Annotated in this window: 18 protein-coding genes; 15 read left to right on the plus strand and 3 right to left on the minus strand. The window is 40.1% G+C overall.

Going from position 1 to position 19,253, the window contains the following annotated elements:
- The 6 genes from N7U62_RS18400 (at nt 1) to porN (ending at nt 6,465) form a co-directional block, all read left to right on the plus strand.
- A complete protein-coding gene (locus N7U62_RS18400) occupies nt 1–786 on the plus strand; it encodes a uroporphyrinogen-III synthase (RefSeq protein WP_264139551.1) in 786 nt (261 codons plus the stop codon).
- A 90-nt stretch (nt 787–876) separates the two neighbouring features.
- Nucleotides 877–1,848 carry a PorP/SprF family type IX secretion system membrane protein gene (locus N7U62_RS18405; protein ID WP_264139552.1) on the plus strand — a complete coding sequence of 324 codons (972 nt, stop codon included), beginning with the start codon at nt 877–879 and terminating at the stop codon, nt 1,846–1,848.
- A gap of 182 nt (nt 1,849–2,030) precedes the next feature.
- A complete protein-coding gene (gene porK, locus N7U62_RS18410) occupies nt 2,031–3,086 on the plus strand; it encodes a T9SS ring complex lipoprotein PorK/GldK (RefSeq protein WP_264139553.1) in 1,056 nt (351 codons plus the stop codon).
- Between the two features lie 49 nt (nt 3,087–3,135).
- Complete coding sequence (porL, locus tag N7U62_RS18415; RefSeq protein WP_264139554.1) at nt 3,136–3,966, plus strand: type IX secretion system motor protein PorL/GldL; 831 nt, start codon at nt 3,136–3,138, stop codon at nt 3,964–3,966.
- Nucleotides 3,967–4,000: 34 nt separating this feature from the next.
- Nucleotides 4,001–5,587 (plus strand): type IX secretion system motor protein PorM/GldM, encoded by a 1,587-nt coding sequence (gene porM, locus N7U62_RS18420; protein WP_264139555.1) that lies wholly within the window; start codon nt 4,001–4,003, stop codon nt 5,585–5,587.
- Nucleotides 5,588–5,598: 11 nt separating this feature from the next.
- Nucleotides 5,599–6,465: a type IX secretion system ring subunit PorN/GldN gene (gene porN, locus N7U62_RS18425; protein ID WP_264139557.1), complete on the plus strand. Its 867-nt coding sequence runs from the start codon at nt 5,599–5,601 to the stop codon at nt 6,463–6,465.
- A gap of 29 nt (nt 6,466–6,494) precedes the next feature.
- On the opposite strand, the gene uvrC is transcribed toward porN, so the two are convergent.
- The 3 genes from uvrC to porW are packed head-to-tail and all read right to left on the minus strand — an operon-like array spanning nt 6,495 to nt 13,205.
- Nucleotides 6,495–8,306, minus strand: coding sequence for an excinuclease ABC subunit UvrC (gene uvrC, locus N7U62_RS18430; protein ID WP_264139558.1), 1,812 nt, complete (start codon nt 8,304–8,306; stop codon nt 6,495–6,497).
- A 13-nt stretch (nt 8,307–8,319) separates the two neighbouring features.
- On the minus strand, nt 8,320–10,602 hold the full coding sequence (locus N7U62_RS18435; protein WP_264139559.1) for a transglycosylase domain-containing protein: 2,283 nt from the start codon (nt 10,600–10,602) through the stop codon (nt 8,320–8,322).
- Nucleotides 10,599–13,205: a type IX secretion system periplasmic lipoprotein PorW/SprE gene (gene porW, locus N7U62_RS18440; RefSeq protein WP_264139560.1), complete on the minus strand. Its 2,607-nt coding sequence runs from the start codon at nt 13,203–13,205 to the stop codon at nt 10,599–10,601. The genes N7U62_RS18435 and porW overlap by 4 nt, the downstream gene beginning before the upstream one ends.
- Before the next feature lie 274 nt (nt 13,206–13,479).
- On the opposite strand from porW, the gene N7U62_RS18445 reads away from it, so the two are divergent.
- From N7U62_RS18445 to atpA, 9 genes are all read left to right on the plus strand, one after another.
- On the plus strand, nt 13,480–14,181 hold the full coding sequence (locus N7U62_RS18445) for a M23 family metallopeptidase (RefSeq protein ID WP_264139561.1): 702 nt from the start codon (nt 13,480–13,482) through the stop codon (nt 14,179–14,181).
- Between the two features lie 11 nt (nt 14,182–14,192).
- Nucleotides 14,193–14,618: a bactofilin family protein gene (locus N7U62_RS18450; RefSeq protein WP_264139563.1), complete on the plus strand. Its 426-nt coding sequence runs from the start codon at nt 14,193–14,195 to the stop codon at nt 14,616–14,618.
- A complete protein-coding gene (locus N7U62_RS23290) occupies nt 14,527–14,814 on the plus strand; it encodes an AtpZ/AtpI family protein (protein ID WP_404818028.1) in 288 nt (95 codons plus the stop codon). The genes N7U62_RS18450 and N7U62_RS23290 overlap by 92 nt, the downstream gene beginning before the upstream one ends.
- 1 nt (nt 14,815) lies before the next feature.
- On the plus strand, nt 14,816–15,193 hold the full coding sequence (locus tag N7U62_RS18455) for a hypothetical protein (RefSeq protein ID WP_264139565.1): 378 nt from the start codon (nt 14,816–14,818) through the stop codon (nt 15,191–15,193).
- A gap of 6 nt (nt 15,194–15,199) precedes the next feature.
- Nucleotides 15,200–16,219: a F0F1 ATP synthase subunit A gene (atpB, locus tag N7U62_RS18460; protein ID WP_264139566.1), complete on the plus strand. Its 1,020-nt coding sequence runs from the start codon at nt 15,200–15,202 to the stop codon at nt 16,217–16,219.
- A gap of 32 nt (nt 16,220–16,251) precedes the next feature.
- The gene (atpE, locus tag N7U62_RS18465) at nt 16,252–16,494 is read left to right on the plus strand and encodes an ATP synthase F0 subunit C (protein ID WP_099600625.1); all 243 of its coding nucleotides are present in this window, start codon (nt 16,252–16,254) and stop codon (nt 16,492–16,494) included.
- A 73-nt stretch (nt 16,495–16,567) separates the two neighbouring features.
- Nucleotides 16,568–17,062 (plus strand): F0F1 ATP synthase subunit B, encoded by a 495-nt coding sequence (gene atpF, locus N7U62_RS18470; protein WP_264139568.1) that lies wholly within the window; start codon nt 16,568–16,570, stop codon nt 17,060–17,062.
- A gap of 1 nt (nt 17,063) precedes the next feature.
- Nucleotides 17,064–17,621 carry an ATP synthase F1 subunit delta gene (gene atpH / locus N7U62_RS18475; RefSeq protein WP_264139570.1) on the plus strand — a complete coding sequence of 186 codons (558 nt, stop codon included), beginning with the start codon at nt 17,064–17,066 and terminating at the stop codon, nt 17,619–17,621.
- A gap of 41 nt (nt 17,622–17,662) precedes the next feature.
- Nucleotides 17,663–19,246: a F0F1 ATP synthase subunit alpha gene (atpA, locus tag N7U62_RS18480; protein WP_264139571.1), complete on the plus strand. Its 1,584-nt coding sequence runs from the start codon at nt 17,663–17,665 to the stop codon at nt 19,244–19,246.
- The last annotated feature ends 7 nt before the right edge of the window (nt 19,247–19,253 follow it).

Below are 19,253 nucleotides of genomic sequence, written 5' to 3' on the forward strand. Positions count from 1 at the left end.
ATGAGTGAAGATTTATTGACAGAAAACAAGGCAAGACTCAAGAAGGTATCGAGTATTTTGGTTTCACAACCTAAGCCTAGTGATGAAAAATCGCCCTACTTTAAGTTAGCTGAAAAGTACAATCTTAAAATAGATTTTAGACCGTTTATCCAAATTGACCCTGTAGATATCAAGGAGTTCAGAAAGCAAAAAATTGATATTTTGGCTCATTCTGCAGTGATATTTACGAGTAGAAATGCGGTAGATCACTTCTTTAGATTGGCCAACGAGAGCAAAGTTGAGATTCCTTCAGACATGAAGTATTTCTGTGTGTCTGAGCAGACTGCAAATTACTTGCAGAAATATATCGTAATTAGAAAGAGAAAAATCTTTACAGGAGAGCGTACCGCAAATGACCTGATCGAAATTTTGAAGAAGCATAAGAATGAGAAGTTCATCTTCCCATGCTCGAACATCAGAAAAGAGGACATACCAAGTTTTCTAGAAGAGAATGGTTACGAGTACTCAGAAGCGATCATTTACAAAACAGTTGCGAGTGACCTATCTGATCTGGATGATGTGAAGTATGATATCATCGCTTTCTTTAGTCCTTCAGGTATTAACTCACTGTTGGTTAACTTCCCGGATTTCAAGCAAAACGAAACGAGAATTGCTGCATTTGGTCCTACAACCTCCAAGGCAGTAACGGATGCTGGATTGATTCTTGATATTCAGGCACCTTTACCAAATGCGCCATCTATGACAGGTGCAATTGAGCTTTATATTAAAGCTGCGAATAAGGTATAAGACATCTCATTTAGAAACTATTTCGTAAGGAGTAATTTTACAGTATTTTCTGTATTATTACTCCTTATTTGTTTTAACCCATTTTTGAACATGAGAAAACTGATATTGGTTCTATTTGTGTTGTTTGGTACAAGTCAAGCTTGGGCACAGCAAGATCCTGTATTTAGTCACTACATGTTCAATCCATATTATTATGTGCCTGCACTCATTGCCTATGATGGATTGTCGAGTGTTACCTTAATTAGTCGCAATCAATGGACAGGCTATGAACCCTCCTTTGATCAACAGGGAGGAGCTCCTACGACTCAGTTTCTTAATTATTCCACTTCTTTGAATTTAGGTAAGTTGCCTTTGGCTTTGGGAGGAACATTTGTCTATGACCAGTTTGGTCCAAGAAAAGATACTTATGTGCAGTTTTCATTGGCATATCATTTGGACCGTCCCAGGGGGCGTTGGAGCTTGGGAGTAAGGCCTACTGTTTTTAACAAGGTGTTGGATTACAATAAGTTGGTGGTGGTTGATCCTGAGGATTTAATCAATAACCCAACAGGGGATGAGTCCTATGTAGGAGTAGACTTGGCAGGAAGTATAGCTTATTCTACAGAGTTTTTTTTAGTAGGTGTGGGCGTAGATCATTTGCTTCAACCGGACACCAATTTCGGTTTTGAGAGTTCAGATGGTGATGGAGACAATTTACAGGATATGCTGTTCAGTTTGTTTGCCAGATACGAATATCAGTTTACTCAAAAGTTGAGCTTGGAACCAACAGTTCTATTGAAAAGTAATCTTTCAGGTTTTTCATACGATATAAGTGCCAGAGCCATCTATCAGAACAAGATGTGGGCAGGCTTAGCTTACAGAGATATGGAATCAATGACACTTTTATTAGGCTATTCTTTTCTGCAGGACAATAGTCTTTCGGTGGGGTATTCTTTTGATTATATATTAGTAGAACAGGAGGCAAAACAAGCCACATCTCACGAATTATTTGTTCGTTATAATCTGCCAGGATTGAACGATAGGAGTAAGAAAATAGTAAGAACGCCCAGGTTTAGGTTTTAATTGATCTTATTTCCGCTTAACATTGCGATTGGTATGAAATTTTTAATTTGTCAATAAAAGTATAATTTTAAAGACTGTATCTCGTGTTTCTTATTTTGGAAACATTATATTTATGGTTTGAATTATGCAATATATTTTGTGTATACTTGTTAGGATAAAGTATGGATATAATATTTCGTGTTATGAATAATATAGGTGTTAGAAAAATTGTATCACATCTACTTTTACTTAGTATTTTGATTGCAGGCCAGGGGTGTAGCTTGCTCAATCTATTTGGAGGTGGAGGTGATAGTTATGACGACCGAGGAGAGCTAATAGGCGCCCAAGGTCGAGAAGGATGGGAAATGGTGAGACCATTCGGTATGGTGTCCATCCCTCCAGGAACCTTCCACATGGGACAGGCTGATGAAGATGTAGCTGCTACTCAAATCAACTTTAACAAGCAGGTTACTATCGGTCCATTCTACATGGACGATACGGAAATCACGAACAACGAATACAGACAATTTACTGAAGAAATCACTGAAGGTTCTGAAGCAGAACTTCCAGAGGGCTTCGTAGTGGCTGATTTGGTTCCTGATTCTACAGTATGGGTGAGAGATTTTACTCACCATATGGGTGATCCTTTGATGGATTATTACTGGTCACACCCTGCATTTGACAACTATCCAGTGGTAGGTGTCGATTGGGAAGCTGCAAAATATTTTTGTGAATGGAGAACCGATCACTTGAATAGTTATAGAGCTGACAGAGGGTTGTTCCCAATGCCTAACTTCAGATTGCCTTCGGAAGCCGAATGGGAATATGCAGCAAGAGGCGGTAGAGATATGAATAAGTATCCTTGGGGTGGTCCATACATCAGAAACCAAAAGGGATGTTTGTTAGCAAACTTCAAACCAGGTAGAGGTAACTACTTTGATGATGGTTTTGCTTATACTTCTCCTGTAGCTACATTTTTTGCAAATGACTATGGTCTTTACGAAATGTCAGGAAACGTAGCTGAATGGTGTGAAGATGCATTTGATGCGGCTTCAATGCCATTAGTATGGGATTTGAACCCAACTTACTTCGACGAAGAAGAACCTAAGAAAGTAATCCGTGGAGGATCTTGGAAAGATATTGCATACTATCTAGAAACAGGTACAAGAACTTACGAGTACAAGGATTCATCTAGAGCATCGATAGGCTTCAGATGTGCTATGACACATTTGGGTAGATCTAGTGGATCGGAATTTTAATCTTAACAATAACAAACAAAGAATTTAATAACCTAAAATCTTTAAAACAATGAGCGCAAAAAAAGGTGGACTAAAAGAGCTATTATTTACCACAATAATGCCTAAAGTATATGGTATCGGTGCTGCAGTAGTAATTGTCGGTGCTATGTTTAAAATTCTTCACTTGCCGGGTGCTGGTGAGATGCTGGGAATTGGATTGACAACTGAGGCAATCATCTTCTTCCTAAGTGCATTTGAACCAAAGCATAATGAAGTAGATTGGTCAAAGGTATATCCAGAATTGGCGGATGATTATGATGGCCCTAAAGCGCAACCTAGAGCTGCTGTTGCTCCTGCTGCTACAGGTGCTTCTGCTCAAATGGATAAAATGTTGGCAGATGCCAAGGTCGGGCCAGAATTGATAAAGAGTTTAGGTGATGGTATGAAAAATATGGCTGAGTCGGCGAAGAAAATGTCCAACCTAAGTGACGCAGCTGTAGCAACTAACGAATACGCTCAGAATGTAAAAAGTGCTTCTAAATCTTTGCTTGAGATGAACAAGTCATACGCTACTACTGCTACATCTATGGCTGCTATGGCAGATGCTTCTAAAGATGCATCAGAGTTCCACAAGCAAGTTCAGAATGTTACAAAGAATTTAGGTGCATTGAATGCAGTATATGAAATGGAGCTGAAAGATGCGAATAGCCACGTAAAAGCTATGAACAAGTTCTACTCTAATGTTACTTCTGCAATGGAAGGAATGGCAGAGGCTGCTAAGGATACTGAAAACTTCAGATCTGGAATGACTAAGCTGAACACCAACATTACCTCATTGAATAGCATCTATGGTAATATGTTGGCAGCTATGAGAGGTGGAGGAGCACCTCAGTCTAAGTAATAAACGATCATTTTTAACCTAAAAAGCAAACATTATGGCTGGAGGTAAGGAAACACCAAGACAGAAGATGATCGGTATGATGTACCTGGTACTGACTGCATTGCTCGCACTGCAGGTAAGTAATAGTGTACTAGAGAAGTTCATCTTTATAAATAAAGCATTCGAAGCTACGAATGAAGACACCCGTGGATCCAATTCACAGAAGGTAGCTTCAATTCAGAAAGCGGTTGCTGATGCTGGTAATAGAGAAAAGGACCAAGCAGTTTTAGAAAAGGCGAAGGAAGTTCGTTCGAGAACTACTGAAGTCTATAATATCATAGAAGAGTACAAGGCAGAATTGGTTAAAAGAACTGGCGGTACTGATGAAAATGGTAATTATTTAGGACAGAAGGATATTGATGCTTCATCTGCGATGTTTGTCAATGAAGAGCAGGGAAAGGACCTAAAGGAAACTTTGAATTCTTATTCTGCTTATCTAAGAGAAATGACAGGAGATTCTACCATTTCTAAATTGGCAAAGGATGCTAATGAAATAGAAGTTTTCAAGAATGATCCTAATCAAAATAAAAAGGGATTTGCTGAGTTGAACTTTGGTCACAACACCCCAATGGTAGGTGCATTGGCTTCTTTGAGTCAGTTGCAATCAGACATGTTGGCTGAAGAGACTAAAGCTTTGACAAACTTGGCTAAGGAAGTAGGTGCAGAGGATTTGAAATTCGACAGAATTGTACCTATGGTGAAGCCAGAATCTAAGGTAGTAGCTGCTGGTGCTAAATATGTGGCTGATATGTTTATTGCTGCATCTTCTTCAGGGATCAAACCTGAAATGACATGGGATGGCAATGAAATGGAAGTTATTGACGGAATGGGTAAAGTAGAATTTACTGCTTCTGCTGGTAGCTATGATAAAAATGGTATGGCTAATAAGAGTTATATCGCTGCTATCAAGGTGAAATTGCCAGGTGGAAGAGATACTGTCTTTACTGATACTATTGATTACATTGTTTCTAAGCCGGTGATTCAAATTCAGTCCGCTTCTGTACAAGCGCTGTATTTGAATTGTGGAAATGAGTTGACGGTTAATGTTCCAGCATTGGGTAGTGCATATAACCCAGTTTTTGGAGCTAAAGGCGGTCAAAGCATCAAAGGTTCTAACATTGGTGATGTAACTATTGTACCTAAGTCTGCGAAAGTAACGTTAAGTGTTTCTAGTGGCGGAAACTTAATTGGTACTGAAACATTCAAAGTAAAAAGAATACCGAAACCAGAAATAACGGTTTATAGTGGTGGACGTGAAGTTGACATGAAGAGAGGTACAAAAGGTTGTCCTCGTTCAATTAAGTTGGCTGCAGTTCCAGATGAAAGTTTTGCTTCTTTCTTGCCGAAGGATGCGAAGTTTAGAGTGGCTCAATCAGAGATTACCCTAGTAAGATCGGGTAGAGCAGTACAAAGCGTAAGACCTAGTGGTCCAGACGTAAATCTTTCTGCCATTTCTTCTCAAGCACGTGCAGGTGATGCTTTAGTAATAGAAGTGAAGAAAGTACAGAGAAGAAACTTTAGAGGTGATGTTGAGGATTTCCCTAACTTTGGCCCTAAGATTCTGACGATTAGAATTAATTAAACAATTAGGTTATGAAGAAATTTTGTTATGTATTAAGCCTTATTGTCTTAGTAATGGCGTCAACTTCCGGAGTAGTTATGGCTCAGGAAACGCCATCTGGGTACAATCCAGATGCTATAAGACCTGTTCATGAGTCTTATAAAATGTTTAAGAAGACAATTTGGAGAAGAATTGATTTAGAGGAAAAGCAGAATCAACCGTTTTTCTCTCGAAATGGTGAGTTATCAACCATCGTTATCGAGGCGGTTAAGGCTGGTTTACTTTTTCCATATACCAATGATTCTGTAAATACCAGAATGTCAAAGGAGACTTTCTTAGAAAATTTGAAACTAGAAGAAGCTGGTGGAGGATTGACTGAGGAGGAGATTGCCATGGGTTTTGGTGCTGAAAGTGACGATGACTTCTTTGGAGGAGGATTCGAAGAGGAAAGCACTCAGGAAGAAGAAGTGGAAGCAGTGAATGAATATGCAACTAGAGATTTTTCTATTGTAGAGATTAAAGAAGAAATGTATTTTGATCGAGTGAGATCTAGAATGTATTTCGATCTTTTGGCTGTGACTATTTTCTTACCTGCTGATAAGAACCCTGCTATGTTTGAGAAGCCATTAGCTTCTTTTAAATATAAAGATCTTACTGCATTGTTTAGAAGTATGCCAGGTGAAGCGATCTGGTATAACGCTCAGAACACTGCAGAGCATAAGAATATGGCGGATGCTTTTGACTTGAGATTATTTAGTTCAAATATCACTAAGTTCTCTAATCCTGCGGATGAGAGAGTGGTTGATATTTACAATAAGACAAGAAGACATGGTATCATTGCTTCTCAGCAAATCGAATATGATTTGGTTGATTTTGAAAATGAACTTTGGGAATTCTAATTCCTGTAAGATTATATAAGAGAAAGGTTCTATCGAGATTCGGTAGAACCTTTTTTTATGTGTGCTATGATAATGGATGCTTTTGAGCTGCCTATCAATTGAGCCAATTCCTTTTCACTTGCTTCTGCAACTTTCTTATAGGATTTATACTCTTTGAGAAGTATGGTTTTGGTCTTTTCTCCAATTCCCTTTATCTCATCCAGAGCTGATACTACCTGCCCCTTGCTTCTAAGTTGCCTGTGAAATGTAATGGCAAATCTGTGCGCCTCATCTCTTAAATGTTGTATTAGTTTAAGAGATTCTGATTTTTTGCTAATGTGTACCGGTACTGAATCTTCAGGGTAGTAGATTTCTTCTAGTTTCTTGGCGATACCAATAATGGGTATTTGGCCATATAGGCCAATGTTCTTTAAGGCGTCACATGCAGCACTGAGTTGGCCCTTACCTCCATCGACGATGATTAGGTCTGGAAAACTCTTACCCTCTTCTTTAAGTCTTGAATATCGACGTGTCACGATTTCGCGCATTGATCCGAAATCATCTGGGCCTATGACTGTTTTGATTTTAAAGTGCCTGTAGTCCTTTTTGGCAGGTTTACCTTTTTTGAAGCAAACCATGGACGCTACAGGGTTGGTTCCCTGTATATTGGAATTGTCGAAGCACTCGATGTGATTGGGTGCTGTTTCTAATCTTAGGTCCTCTTGTAATTGTTTCACTACCCGTTGGCTCTTATCACGCTGCTGTTCGCTACGGGAGATGGAGTCTTTCTTTTTGATCAGTGCATTTTTAAACGAAAGATCAACTAGAGCTTTTTTGTCACCAATTTTGGGTACGTTGATTTCGATCTGATCCTCCCAGTGTTCAAATGGGAGATTGGTGAGGATAGTTCGAGCATTGCTGTCGAATTGATTTCTCATTTGCATACAGACCAATTGTAATATTTCTTCATCTGTTTCATCAAGTTTTTTCTTGATTTCCACAGAATGAGATATGTTGATCATGCCCTCATCCACATGCATGTAGTTGATAAATACCTTTTTTTCATGGGAACTAATGGTAATGATATCGGTCCTTCCCAATTTCTTGTTAACGATGACTGTCTTACTCTGAAATTTATCTAGGAGTTCGATTTTGTTTTTAAACAATTGAGCATCCTCAAATTTCAACTCTTGAGCAGCTAAATTCATTTTTTCTAAAAAGTAGTCCTTCACTGTTTTAAGATTACCTTTTAGAATGTGTCTGACTTGGGCGATTTCCTCTAAGTAGTTCGCTTCATCCTGGAGCCCCTCGCAAGGGCCCAGACAATTACCAATGTGATACTCCAGGCAAACTTTAAACTTACCTGCGCTGATATTGTCTTCTGTTAGGGCGTAATTACAAGTTCGTATTTTATAGAGCTTTTGGATTAAATCGAGCACATTGTTGAGGGCCTTTACATTGGTATAGGGTCCAAAGTATTCTCCTTCATTTGCCTCGTGCCTGCGGGTCGAAAAGATTTTGGGGAACCGCTCCTTACCGATACAGATAAATGGAAAGCTCTTATCATCCTTAAGTAGGATATTGAACCTGGGTTGGTTTTCCTTGATAAGATTGTTCTCTAGCAGTAAGGCATCGAACTCCGTGTTGACCACTACGAATTCAATGCGTTCTATTTCTTTTACCAGTTTTCGGGTTTTTAGGTTTAGGCCAGCTTGCTTGTTGAAATAGCTTGTGACTCGTTTTTTGAGATTCTTGGCTTTACCTACATAGATTAGGTCATCGTGCTTGTTAAAGTATTTGTAAACCCCCGGATCATGGGGGAGTTGACGAATACTTTCTTTTAATTGCTCTTTCTCTGTCACTTAACCTCCCGGTTTAGAATTCCATATTGTTGAATTCTTCTCCGATATCTACATTATTGACACCTAGAGAATCGGTTTCGGTATCTACGCCATTGTACCTGTCACAGTCTAACTCCACTCCCAAAGGTTGTGCGGGTTTTCTAAAGTATCCTTTTTGTACGCCGATCAAAGGGTCATCATAGACGTCCAACATGAATTTTTCCCAAATCGGGCGAGCAGTTCTGGCTCCCTGACCCATGGCCCAGTTCTTAAAGTGCACATAGCGGCTTTCACCGCCTACCCATGCTCCGGCTACCAGATTGTGAGTTACTCCCATGAACCAACCGTCAGAGGCGTTTTGAGTGGTGCCAGTTTTGGCTCCTATGTCGTTGTTGCTTTTCACTTCCCAGGATAGGCCTCTACCGGTTCCTCCTGTTTCTTCTACCGCACCTTTTAGCATGTGCAGCATCAGATAAGCTGTCTTTTCACTTATGGCCTCTCTTCTTTTAGGAACAAAATCCTCAAGGACTATTCCGTTTTTGTCTTCTATTCTCGTGATATAGTAAGGCTCAGTCCAGGTTCCTTGATTCACAAAAGTGGAGTAGGCACCTACTAATTCGTAAAGGGAGACATCTCCACCTGCACCGAGACACAGTGATGGGACGGCTGCTAATTCACTTTCTATTCCGCAGGCATGAGCCATATCAACAGCCGCTTGAGGGCTGATTTTTTGCATGATATTGGCAGTGATAGAATTGACCGATCTAGCCATGGCCTGACGAATGGTCATTGTTTCTCCAGAGTATGTGCCTTCTGCATTCTGAGGGGTCCAGCTTGGGTTTTCCTGATCTTCTAGTACCCAGGTAACCGGCGCATCCACTACTGGGTAGCACGGTGTATAACCTAAATCGATGGCGGCTGCATAGACGAATGGTTTGAAGGTCGAACCCGGTTGTCTTTTACTCTGTTTTACGTGATCATATTTGAAATATTTATGATCAATACCGCCTACCCAGGCTTTGATGTGACCTGTCTGCGGCTCCATAGCCATGAACCCTGCTTGCAGGAATTGATTGTAATATTTCAATGAATCAACCAAACTCATGGTGGTGTCAATTTCTCCTTGATAGGAGAAAACAGTCATCTTTTTGGGTTCATTTAGATAGTATTCTAACGAATCAGAATCTTCACCATATTTGTCTCGCAATCGTCTGTAGTTAGGCGTTCGCTGGATGGTCATATCTACGAAATCCAATATTTCTTTTCCGTTTTTATCGATCCATGGAGCATCTCCTTGAAGGTGATTGTTGAAAATATATTGAAGAGTATCCATATGGTCACGAACGGCCTGCTGTGCATATTCCTGCATGCGCTTGTCGATAGTAGTGTAGATTCTGAGGCCATCTGCAAAAAGATCATATCCATTTTCTTTGCACCATCTCATCAGATCCTGACGAATGACGAATTTGAAATAGGCAGGTCCTTCGTCTTGATCAGATACTTTGTATTGTAGCCCAAAATCTGAGACTTTTAGACTGTCATAAGATACTCGATCAATTTTCCCGTATTTGAACAAGTTGTAAAGTACCTCTGTTCTTTTTGCCAATGCGTTTTCAGGATTTCGAACCGGGTTATATCGCGTTGGAGCATTGATTAGACTGACCAATATGGCAGCCTCCTTATAAGTAATTTCTGATGGGAGTTTATTGAAGAAAGTCTTTGAGGCAACTTTGATTCCAAATGAGTTGTCACCGTACTCTATCGTGTTGAGGTACATGGCTAGAATTTCTTCCTTGGTATAGGAGGACTCTAGTTGAATGGCGATGATCCACTCCTTGAGTTTAGTGATGATTTGACCAACCTTTCTGTTAGAATAAAGAGAACCCTGATTGTCAGTTGAAGTTCCATAAAGATTTTCTGCTAGCTGCATAGTCAGCGTACTACCGCCCCCTTTGAATTGGAATGTCAGAATACCCGATGCGGCTCTTAACAGCCCTCTTAGGTCGATCCCGGCATGTTTGGTGAAGCGCATGTCCTCGGTAACCAATAAGGTAGTGATGAGTTCTTGTGACAGTTCGTTATACCCTACGGCTGTTCTGTTGTGTCTAAAATAACTACCTATCTGCTCTTCGCCATCGGCGTAATACAATATGGAAGTCAAGTCTTCTTCTGGTCTCTCCAGGCTTTTAAGACTAGGTAGACCACCAAACCAACCATTCCAGTCATTTTTAATGGCATAAATCGTGGAACATCCTCCTACAAAGGCTGCTAATACAATGGCCCAAACTACATAGATCAGTATTCTATAGATATTCATTTTGAGGGATAGTTTTTGCTATAAAAGGTGAGGTAGGTGTCTAATTCTTTGGTTTGATAGAAAATGTTGAAATTCTCTTTCGTGATTACGAAATTATAGAATTTGCCACTCTTATTTATTTTTTCACTTGGCTTTTGCTCGTCTACGATTTCATTGAATTCAACTGCATCAGATTTGTTAGCAAATTCCGAAAGTAGTATGAGTGAATATTTTTCGTCCAGTATGAGATTACCCACACTCACCTCCATTTGGTTTTTTTCTATCAGGTCTTTGAAATATACCGGTAGTTTTTCTGAAAGCTCCTGATCCGTTTCATATACAAATACGAAGAAGTGGGTTTGGTCAAAGTTCTTTACAAACTTAGCTCTTGAACTATTCACAAGGTTGATTTGGAATTGCTCAGAGGCGTGAACCAGTGAGTCTACATAAGGGACTAATTCACTCTCAGAATACTCTTTCAAGAAATTGTTCAGCTCATATTCGTATTGATAAACCGATTCAGATTTACCATGAACGATGATTTTGAGCAAATTCATATTATCGACAAAATCATTGTCTGGATATTTAGCCAAGCCATCGTTGATCAGCGTAAGAGCTTCTTCATAATTGCCTAATCTATATTGCGAATAAGCATCCTTATAAATTAATTGAAGCTTCTCACTGGCTATCTGCGATTCTGCTTTATAGTTTGGATTGATAATCAACTTGGCGTAAATACTTTCTGGTGCCTTATTCAATAGTTCACTTTTATAGAAATTGGATTGAGTCATATTGCCTACATCCTGACATATCAGATAAAGCAAATACCATACCTCATGTAAATATTCAGTTTCAGGGAACCTTCTGATCAGTTCTTTAAAAGTGTCAATGGCATTTTGCTGTTCCTCAAGATCAAAATTATATATGTTTCCCAGCTGATAGGTGGCTTCTTCTATTTCATCAAGGAGTACCTTTTGCTCTTCAGCTGTTTTAGGGATGGAGGCGATTAGTTCACTTTTGTCGATTTTAAACTCAGAATCGGAATTTTCACCTTCTTTATCTGGAGGATTTACGTTGGCTGTTTGTGTCTCATTAGATTGATTGTCAATGTCTTCAGAAAGGTTGGCTGGTTTGCTGGATCTTCTCCAATTATCCTCTAATGGTCGGTCTCCCCAAGCTTGACGGAATTGAGCACGACCTTTTGAAACGGCACTTGGATTATAGAAATACCATAAAGTTCCTTCATAATTAGAACTACCAAAATTATGTTCGCTCTGATTACCAAATGGATCGTTCATTTGCTGAGAGGCCAGTGCTGCCTGTTGTCTTTGTCTTTTTTTCTCTTGTTCCTGACGTTCTTTTTCAGCCGCTTCTTCCCTGGCAATGTATTCGTCCAGGAATAGGTCTAACTCTGCGTCATTCATCCCTGCGAGATTGATCAAACTGTCGTTGGTGTGGATGATGTCCAGTTGGGTCACGAAATTTTCCAGTACTTTTTGACGTGTCTCTATGGCTTCATACTCTTCTTCGTCACGTGGAAGCACACTCATCGTACTGTCATAGTACAGTTTGGCAGTTTCGTATTCTGCCAGACTATCGTAGTAGATTTTTCCTAGCTCCCAATAGCTATGTGCCTTTTGACGATTGTTGCTCACACTGGATCTGATCGAAAGGTTATAATAGTCCATGCCTAATTCCAGATTGTTGTGGCGTACTTCGAACTTGGCCATTTCGTAATAGATCTTGTCTTTGTACTCCAGATTTTTTCTGTCCTTTAGTAGCTTTCTAAAGTACTTCCTGACTTTTTTGATATCCGTATTTTTAGTCAGACGGCTTACTTGCGCCATGTTCAATTTGGTATAAAATGACAGTTCGTACGGAGGATTGTTTTTGAGCGCTTCTTTGTAATAATTATAAGCCTCTGCCTCGAACCCTAAAGACTGATAAGTTTGACCAATGATGAAGTTGATACGGGAGGCCTCTTTTCCATCTGTCATCAGCGGTACTGCCTGGGTCAGGTTTTGCACCATATTGTCCAGATCTTCCCTCACTTGATAATAATAACCCCTTGTCAAATAAAGATCAGTCAGGTTTTTTCGATTGAGGGCTTGACGTTTTAAGTAATCTGACACGGCAATGGCATTGTTCAGTTCGTTTACTTCTATGTAGGCCCGCATGAGATCGACTAGCGCTTCGTGCTTTTCATTGTCTCCTTTTCCTTTCGTATTTACATATTTGAAAGTTTCAATAGCATTGGCATAATCCAAACTATAAAAACGGGCTTTACCTACTAATATATAAGCATTATCTTCCCAACTGGAGCCCTTGTGAATCTGGATAGCCAGGGAGGCTTTTTCTATACAATGCTCGATTTTCTCGTTATAAGATTGGGCAAGCACAGAATCGAAAGGAGGAAAGATGGGTAAGGTCAAATTGTAATTCCACTCGTAACTGTCGTGAATCGTTTCTTCAATGGATTTGATGTCTTCCTTAGCAATATAATAGGCGTTGTAGTGGGCGGTGGTATTGTGATAGGCATTGCTGAAGACATTGTTTCGCTCTGGTGCACAGGCGAAGAAAAGAATGCAGCAGGATATTATAATTAAGAAGACGGATTTGTTCAATGCTTTATAATCTAATGGACTATCACTCTGGTGCAATTAATATAAGATTGCAATACTAAGTATCTATTAATATATATTTTTACCGCAAATTAATAAGTACAGCTAATTGGAAAACAAAAAAACCTTATCAAATCGACTTACTACTAAGTACTTGCTCATTGTAAGGAATGAGGAAAACTTCGCTGAGAAGACAACCTACTCGTTTACCTATGCAAAGATCATACTTTTTATAGTTACCCTTTTTTTGGTGCTGTCGGTTATTAGTTTTTATCTCATGACGACACTTTTAGAAAAGTGGTTTGATCCCAGATATGCACAGCTTCAGGCGACTCGCGATGTGATTGAGTTGTCTATGAAGGTGGATTCATTGGAAATCGAAGTAGACAAAAAAGAGCAGTTCATTGCCAATGTAAAAAAAATAATCAGTGGTGAAGATGATCAATTTGATCAGGTAGAAGGCTCTGAAAATATTGAGTCTGGTGAGATCAAAGAGATTGTGAGATCAGATGAAAAAATAAATCCTATTGATTCCCAGTTTAGAAAAGAATTTGAGAATCGAGATGTTGAATTGCCGACGGCTTCATCTGCACTGTCTCAAGAACTGCAGGATTTTTATCTCTTCAAGCCTGTGGACGGTATCATTTCGGATGGTTTTGATCCACAGGAGGATCATTTAGCCATAGATATTGTGGCCAAGCAGGATGAGCCGATTAAGGCGGTCGCAGACGGTACCGTTGTGTTTTCGTCGTGGACGCAAGATTCAGGATATGTCATTGCGATACAACATCGCGGGAATTTGATTTCGATGTATAAGCACAATTCGGAATTGTTTAAAAAGGTTGGTAATTTTGTAACCGCGGGAGAGGTCATATCCATTATAGGTAATACTGGAGAGCTGACATCAGGGCCTCATTTGCATTTTGAACTGTGGTACGATGGAAACCCCATCGACCCGGAGGAATTCATTAGATTTTAAATCCATTTGTTATGTTTTCAAACAAGCAAGAAATGAAAGACGAACAAGAATTGAGTAATTCCAGTAATATTATCGGCAAAGGGACAGTGCTAACAGGGGACATCGAGACCTATGGCAATATTCGTGTAGAAGGTAAGATCATCGGAAACATCAAGACTAAGTCTAAAGCGGCATGTGGCCATTCTTCTCATATCGAAGGAAATATCCTGGCTCAAAATGCCGAGATAGCCGGCAATGTGTCAGGTAAGGTAGAGGTATCTGAACTTTTAATTTTAAAGCCATCTGCAGTGATAAGTGGTGACATTATCACCAACAAACTGATCGTCGAGTCAGGAGCTACCTTCAATGGAGGATGTAAAATGGGCGTTACGATCAAAGAAATCAGAATTGGTGACAAAGCAGCAGAAGGGAAATCTCCCATCAGAAAAGCCGAATAAGAAACCTGCTTACAATTATTTAAGATATTCTGGGCTAGCATTCGAAATGCTAGCCTTTATATTATTAGGTGTTTGGGGAGGTATCAAAATAGACGAATGGCTGGAATTGAAATATCCTATTTTCACCATTTTCTTATCTATGGGAGGAGTGACATCCTCACTTATTTATTTGATCAGAAAATTACCAAAAGAGTAACATGACACGAGGCTTGATTCGTATTTCAGTTTTTTCAATTTTCCTTTTAGGGGTAGACCAGCTGCTACGGCTCTGGGTAGGGCCAGGGATTTTGCATGGTTACCTGCATTGGATTATCGTTTTCTTTTGGGTGGTCAGCTTGGGTATTCATGTTTTGTCAGAGGTAGCGCAGCGAACTTTGGATATGGATAAGACCCTGGTTTTGCTTGGTGCAGTGACTGCCAGGCTGCTCATTGCCATCTTTGCGATGGTCACTGTAGCTCTCATTGGGATTGCCGACCGTAGCTTGTTCATAATCAACTTTGCGGTGCTCTATTTGTGTTACTTAGTGTTTGAAATCAGTAGTGTATTGTCTAACTTGCGCTCGAATTTGAAGTAAGGGTAAATGAAGAATATAATAGCTGTTTCTAAGCTACTAAAAGTCAAAGTATTAGCTTTATTATTACTGTTAGTTACATCTACGGGTGTTTTTGCCGCAGAAGGAGGGGAAGGAGAGGCTTTCGATCCGGGTGCGATGATTACGCATCACATAGTAGATGATTACATCTGGCATTTCTTCGATGGACACTATGGTACTTTGTATTTGCCGGTTATTCTTTATACCGACAATGGTTTAGAGATTTTTTCTTCATCGAATTTTTACGACGAAGAGCACAATTTGGTTGAGTACAATGGTTACAAACTGGAGCATGGTCATATTGCAGCTTTAGATGGTAGCCATCCTTTAGATTTCTCAATCACCAAGAATGTAGCGTCTTTATTCTTAAGTGCGTTTTTGTTATTAGCAGTCTTCTTCACTGTGGCAAAAGGGTACAAGAATCCAAAAAGAGCGCCAAAAGGCATTCAGTCATTTTTTGAGCCTATCATCATTTTCATTCGTGACGAAATCGCAATTCCTAACATTGGAGAGAAGCAGCACAGAAGGTTTCTACCTTTCTTGTTGACATTGTTCTTCTTCATCTGGTTCAACAACCTGTTAGGTCTGATGCCTGGGGGTGCTAACCTGACAGGAAACATCTCAGTGACTTTCGTATTGGCATTCATCGTATTGCTGATCACACTATTCAGTACTAAGAAATATTACTGGAAGCACATATTTGCAACTCCGGGTGTGCCCTGGCCAGTATTGATTATTCTTATCCCAATCGAGTTGGTAGGGATATTGACGAAACCATTCTCATTGATGGTCAGACTTTTTGCCAATATCACGGCGGGTCACATTATCATCTTGAGTTTGTTTAGCTTGATTTTCATATTCGAGAGTATGGCAGTAGCACCTGTGAGTGTAGCTTTTGCGATCTTTATGAACTTCTTGGAGCTATTTGTTGCACTTCTTCAAGCCTATGTCTTCACACTACTAAGTGCGATGTACTTTGGGGCTGCAGTAGAAGAAGCGCACCACTAAGATTGAATGTTTAATATTTAAATATAAATACTATGTTAGCAAGTTTGTTAATGGACATGAGCTTAGCAATTATGGGCGCTGGTATCGGTGCTGGTCTTGTTGCGATAGGCGCGGGATTAGGTATTGGTAAAATCGGTGGTTCTGCTATGGAATCAATCGCTAGACAGCCTGAAGCTGGAGGTAAGATTCAAACTGCAATGATTATTGCAGCGGCTCTTATTGAAGGTGTTGCTCTTTTCGGTGTGGTAGTTTGTCTACTTATATCGTTTAAGTAAAAAGCATGATAAGTCTTCCCGGGTTAGCCGGGAAGACTTTCAATTTTAGAATCATAAAATTAGATATAAAGAAATGGAATTAGTTACTCCAGGTATAGGGTTAATTTTTTGGCAGACGATTACTTTCCTTATCGTATTGGGCTTGTTGGCCGCATTCGTTTGGAGACCGATCACTGATGCATTGAGAGCACGCGAAGGTTTCATCGCTGATTCTCTGGATGCTGCAGAAAATGCAAAGAAAGAAATCTCACAACTCAAGGCAGACAACGAATACCTTCTTCAGGAGGCTAGAGCCGAGAGAGACAAAATACTAGCTGCTGCTAATGATGCCGCTAAGAAGATCAAGGAAGAAGCAAAAGAAGAGACAGCTAAAATCACAGCCAAAATGACTGAGGATGCACGTGCTTTGATCAATTCTGAAAAGAATGCTGCTTTGTCCGAGGTGAAGGACTTGGTTGCTTCGCTATCTCTTGATATTGCAGAAAAGATATTGAGAAAAAATCTGGAAGATAAGAAAGCGCAGGAAACCCTGGTGCAGGAATTGATTAAGGACATCAAAGTAAGCTAATATGTCAGAGCACAGAATAGCCACGAGATATGCCAAATCCCTGCTGGAGCTAGCTTCTGAAAAGGGAATCCTCGAAGAGATCGCAAAGGACATGGAAAGCTTTACTGCTGTCTGCAAGGAGAGCCGCGACCTGTTCTTGATGATCAAAAATCCTATCGTGGTTCACGGCAAGAAACTAACCATTTTGGAAAAGATATTTCAAGGTAAAGTCAATGAGATGACTTTGGCATTTTTTAAACTTTTGACTCGCAAGAAGAGAGAAAGCTATTTGCCAGAAGTTGCCAAGGCATTTACTGAGCTATACTACGAGCACAAAGGAATAATTGAGTCTACTATTACTACAGTAGCTCCTATTTCTGCTGATATCAGAAAAGAAGTAGAAGCTATCGTGAAGAAGATCACTAACAAAGAAGTAGTGCTCACCGAAAAAATCAACGAAGACCTCATTGGAGGGTTCGTATTGAAGATTGGTGACAGACAGATCGATTATAGTATCAGTAGCAAACTAAGAGAGCTGAAATTGAAATTCAGCCAAAGAAATTTTGTAAGTCAAGCCTGATTGGGCCCAAATAATAGAAGAATAATAAACGTATTAATACAATGGCAGATGTAAGACCAGACGAAGTATCAGCAATATTGAGAGAACAACTCTCAGACTTCAGAACAGAAGCTGAACTCGAGGAAATTGGAACTGTACTCCAGATTGGTGACGGTGTAGCCCGTATCTACGGTTTGACCCAAGCACAATCAGGTGAGCTTTTAGAGTTCGAAAACGGCCTAAAGGCAATGGTTTTGAACCTGGAAGAAGACAATGTGGGTGCGGTACTTTTAGGGGAATCTTCTCAAGTAAAAGAAGGTGACACTGTAAAGAGAACGAAAAAAATCGCTTCGATCAAAGCAGGTGATGGTCTATGCGGACGTGTAGTGGATACTTTGGGTAACCCTATCGATGGTAAAGGTCCTATCTCTGGCGAATTGTTCGAGATGCCATTGGAAAGAAAAGCACCTGGGGTAATCTACAGACAACCTGTAGATGAGCCACTTCAAACAGGTATTACTTCTATCGATTCGATGATTCCAATTGGTAGAGGACAAAGAGAGTTGATCATCGGTGACCGTCAGACTGGTAAGACTGCCGTTGCGATCGATACGATCATCAATCAAAAAGAATTTTATGAAAAAGGAGAGCCTGTATTTTGTATCTATGTAGCTATAGGTCAAAAAGCTTCTACAGTGGCTGGTATCGTTAGTGCATTGGATAAAGCTGGGGCTATGGATTATACAGTGGTAGTTGCCGCTTCTGCTTCTGATCCAGCTCCTATGCAGTTCTTTGCTCCTTTTACAGGTGCTGCGATCGGTGAATACTTCCGTGACACAGGGCGTCCAGCATTGGTGGTTTACGATGACTTGTCTAAGCAAGCAGTAGCTTACCGTGAGGTGTCTCTTCTATTGAGAAGACCTCCAGGACGTGAGGCATATCCAGGTGATGTATTCTATCTTCACTCAAGATTGCTAGAGAGAGCGGCTAAGTTGAACGAAAACGATGACATTGCTCAGGCGATGAACGACTTGCCAGAATCATTGAAAGGAAAAGTAAAAGGTGGTGGATCTTTGACTGCCCTTCCGATCATCGAGACTGCTGCGGGTGACGTTTCTGCATATATTCCTACCAACGTAATTTCGATTACTGATGGTCAGATCTTCCTTGAGACTAACCTGTTTAACTCAGGTATCAGACCAGCGATCAACGTAGGTATCTCTGTATCTCGTGTAGGGGGATCTGCTCAGATCAAATCAATGAGGAAAGTAGCAGGTACTTTGAAACTAGATCAGGCACAATTTAGAGAACTAGAGGCTTTTGCTAAATTTGGTTCTGACCTGGATACAGCGACTAAATTGACGATCGAAAGAGGTCAGAAAAACCAGGAAATCTTGAAGCAACCTCAGTATTCTCCAATACCAGTAGGTGAGCAGGTAGCATTGATTTATGCTTCTACCAAAGGTTTCATGGATAAAGTTCCTGTAAATAAGGCACAGGCTTATCAAAAGGAATTCACTACTTTAATGAAGTCACAGCATTCTGATCTGATCGATCAATTGGCTGCTGGTAAATTCGACGATGAATTGACTGGAAAAGTAGGCGCTATCGCTGCTGAAGTAGCAAAAGGTTTTGAAGTAAAATAAGAAGCTT

The sequence above is a fragment of the Reichenbachiella ulvae genome, assembly GCF_025833875.1.
GTDB lineage: Bacteria > Bacteroidota > Bacteroidia > Cytophagales > Cyclobacteriaceae > Reichenbachiella > Reichenbachiella ulvae.